At 42.2% G+C, this 3332-nt stretch carries 4 protein-coding genes and 2 pseudogenes; all 6 read left to right on the top strand.

Annotated features, from left to right (window positions below; all coding sequences use genetic code 11):
- Positions 1-891: pseudogene (locus tag DA100_RS19585) on the top strand (IS3 family transposase); the annotation flags it as partial.
- 295 nt (positions 892-1186) lie between these two features.
- Positions 1187-1546: a VOC family protein gene (locus tag DA100_RS19595; RefSeq protein WP_138973667.1), complete on the top strand. Its 360-nt coding sequence runs from the start codon at positions 1187-1189 to the stop codon at positions 1544-1546.
- Positions 1547-1654: 108 nt separating this feature from the next.
- A pseudogene (locus DA100_RS19600) lies at positions 1655-1921 on the top strand (tyrosine-type recombinase/integrase); the annotation flags it as partial.
- Between the two features lie 37 nt (positions 1922-1958).
- The gene (locus DA100_RS19605; RefSeq protein ID WP_138973668.1) at positions 1959-2441 is read left to right on the top strand and encodes a hypothetical protein; all 483 of its coding nucleotides are present in this window, start codon (positions 1959-1961) and stop codon (positions 2439-2441) included.
- A 74-nt stretch (positions 2442-2515) separates the two neighbouring features.
- Positions 2516-2773, top strand: coding sequence for a hypothetical protein (locus DA100_RS19610; RefSeq protein WP_138973669.1), 258 nt, complete (start codon positions 2516-2518; stop codon positions 2771-2773).
- 165 nt (positions 2774-2938) lie between these two features.
- Positions 2939-3332, top strand: a 394-nt coding sequence (locus DA100_RS21180; protein ID WP_206208578.1) for a hypothetical protein, incomplete at its 3' end; no start/stop codon positions are given.

Below are 3332 nucleotides of genomic sequence, written 5' to 3' on the forward strand. Positions count from 1 at the left end.
GATAAAAGACCGACCAGTGTCAGACCAGAGCCAGCTAACAAGCTCTCTCAGCAAGAACGTGATGCAATTATCGAGGTGTGTAACCGCCCAGAGTTCGCGAGTTTACCTCCAACTCAAATCGTACCGACACTGCTTGATAAAGGTGAGTATATCGCCTCAGAGTCGAGCTATTATCGAGTACTGAGTGCACAAGGACAACTTCACAACCGAGGCCGTCAACGGAGCAGAAAAACGCATGCTAAGCCAACGAGTTATACGGCGACAGGTTCGAACCAAGTCTACACATGGGATATCACTTACTTGCCTTCAACGACCCGAGGCCAGCACTATTATCTGTATGTCATAGAAGATATCTACAGCCGCAAAATCGTGGGGTATGAAGTCTATGAATGTGAGTGTGGCGAGCTAGCATCACAACTCCTGCAACGGACGTTGATGCGAGAACAGTGCTTCAGCCAACCGCTGGTTCTTCACTCAGATAACGGTGCGCCTATGAAGTCGCTGACGTTCAAAGCGAAGATGGATGAGTTAGGCATTACCTCATCGTATAGCCGTCCAAGAGTCAGTGATGATAATCCGTATGTTGAGTCGTTGTTCCGCACGGTAAAGTACATGCCAAATTGGCCGACAAAAGGCTTTGAAAGTCTCGACAGCAGTCGACGTTAGGTTGAAGCCTTCGTGCGCTGGTACAACACCGAGCACAAACACAGTAAGCTAAATTATGTCACGCCTTCAGAGCGTCATAATGGAAAAGATGAAGAGATCTTGAAGCGCCGAGCTGAGGTATTGCTCACCGCAAAACAGCGAAAACCTGAGCGCTGGCCTGGTGATATCAGGAACTGTGAACCAGTTGGTAACGTACACCTAAATCCAGAAAGAGAAGCAGCTTAATAAGCAAGCAAATGATGGCAACTATCTTGAAAAACACCGCATCTTACAAACTTGGAAAACGTTTTTTGCTAAGTCGATAGCGAGCACCGTAGAATGAGTCATGTGTTGGCTTCCTTGTAAAAGTGTCGTTACTTATTACGTTACTCCCGAGGGAGATAGGGAGTCCATACATCTTGGCACTCTTAGTTTGAATCAGCTTTAGTGTTTGCGGCACAATGATTTAGGTCAGATGGAGGCGTTGCTCACTTAATTTGGTGTTATACGCTTATCAGGACAATCAAAAAGGAGCAAGGCAATGAATCAGCATGAAAAACTTAATTATGTTGAGTTTGGCGCAAAAGACTTAGAATCGACAAAATCATTCTTCTCTTCAGTTTTCGGTTGGGAGTTTGTCGACTACGGACCTGAATATACAGCTTTTTCAAATCAGGGATTAGACGGTGGTTTCTTCAAAGCTGATTGCTGCAACCAAACTAATACCGGTGGAGCACTTTTAGTATTCTACAGCTCTGACATTGAAGGTACTCTAGAGAAAGTCGCTCAAAGTGGTGGTGACATCATTCGCCCTATATTTGAATTTCCTGGCGGTTGCCGTTTTCATTTTTTAGAACCAAGTGGTAATGAGTTCGCAGTTTGGTCAGAAGCCCGCTTATAACAAATGCTCAAGAAACTTTTACTAGTTTTGTATAAATTCAATATATTTATGTGTCTTGTTAAGGGCGGCTTAATTAACGTAAGTCGCCTTTTTGCATTCTTAGATAACAAGCTATTCCTAAGCAGTTTATCGGCGTTTCGTAAGGCCATTGCACGCAGCAATATCGAACTACCCAAAGGCCAAATGACCCACGTTCTACGCCATACCTTTGCGAGTCACTACGTGATTCGAGGGGGAAACATCGTCAAGCTAAGGGATACGCTTGGCCATAGTGAGATCACAACAACCATGAGATACGCACATTTAGCCCCTGACCATCTAGAAGAGGCGTTAGAGCTAAATCCGTTAAATAAGCATTATGCTCCACATAATTAACTAACATATTAAAGCGACATTGTAGCTAGGAGTGGTTATGAAATGGTTAGAGTTACTAGTTTCAGACTTTACAAATAATAAAGACGTAATTGCAGATCAAATGCTTCATACTCCTAGCAATGTCTTCAAGAGAACGCTTAGTCGAGCGAAAGGTAGGTCAACTGCTTACTTAAAGCTCGTTAAAAAGGACGTTGCTTTTGCTGATAAAGAACTTAAGTTTGTTCAATCTGCAACCATGACAGTGTCAACAATGGAAATCAAAAAAGGTCTCTTATTCCTCCAGAGTCACGTTAACTCGCTTGAGGACAGGAAATCATACTTAGTGATTTATGCTGCTTTTCTTGCTTCGTGTGTTGTTATATTTAAAATTGTTGCGCTTACACACTTATCATTGGTTTTTGCTGTCGGGCTTATTCTGGTCGCTATTGATAGAGTGTTTATGTCGCATAGAGTTCATCAGCTGACAGATCTTATAAGCTATTTGCAGTTCGTTGTTGATATGCGCGAAGTTGAAGCATAACAAACAAAGCATTTAAGAGTGATTTCCAATGTTGGCGTTATGTTTAAACTTGAAGTTCGGTACATGAGGTTAGAATGGATTTAAAAGAGAACGCGAGAATTTATTTGCTAGATCAGGCATTAAATGATCTAGAGAAAAACGGGATTTATTGGATTGGGTCTATATCTCGAAACCAAAGAGGTTATTTGGTAGAGCTGTTAGAAGAGTATGGTTATAAAGTGCATATGAATGAAGTTCCTCCTCATTGGGAATATGCTTTTTATACCTCAGAGTTCTCGTATGACGACATTCTTAAGCTTGCACAGCAAAGAGCTAAAGAAAGCGGCTTTTAAACATAACAAGCATTCAAGCTGATTCGCAACGTTCGGCGCTTTCGGTTTCAATTTGTTTAGTGATTACGGTGAAGTGCTTGAGTACAGCAGTAGCGTTGCTCACAACTTAATTGGGCGTTATGTTTCCGAGTCCCCCACGTTTAGTAGACACTTTACGGAGTTAGTATGGAAAGTGAGTTTAACTGGATATCTTTGCTAGGTCTTCCGCAATTAGCGATCTTTATTTCTATCCTCAGCTTGAGTCTGTCATTATTCGTAGCTTTTCGTGACGCTACTCGATTTGCGGTAGTAGCTAGATATCTAGAAAGTTATGAAAACATGTCGGATGCAATTTATCTGAAAATAGTGAATACAGGTAGGCGTCCAATAACTCTGGACCGCATAGACTTTAAGTTTACTGGTGGGCCAATTCAATCTATAAAGCTTGATACACATACAATGCGTCGAACTGACCCTTTTGATAGATCGATCGCGCAGCCAATCACGTTGTCTGAAAGCCAGTTCTTCGAGTTAACTTTGGACTCAAGAGTCCACGATTTTGGCGTAAGCGTTCACCAGC

This window comes from Vibrio sp. Hep-1b-8 (assembly GCF_006124995.1).
In the GTDB taxonomy this organism is placed as follows: domain Bacteria; phylum Pseudomonadota; class Gammaproteobacteria; order Enterobacterales; family Vibrionaceae; genus Vibrio.

Bases quoted from the DNA above. Each gene is read 5' to 3' on its own strand.
- DA100_RS19605 (WP_138973668.1), top strand. From the start codon at position 1,959: ATGAAATGGTTAGAGTTACTAGTTTCAGACTTTACAAATAATAAAGAC.
- DA100_RS19595 (WP_138973667.1), top strand. From the start codon at position 1,187: ATGAATCAGCATGAAAAACTTAATTATGTTGAGTTTGGCGCAAAAGAC.
- DA100_RS19610 (WP_138973669.1), top strand. From the start codon at position 2,516: ATGGATTTAAAAGAGAACGCGAGAATTTATTTGCTAGATCAGGCATTA.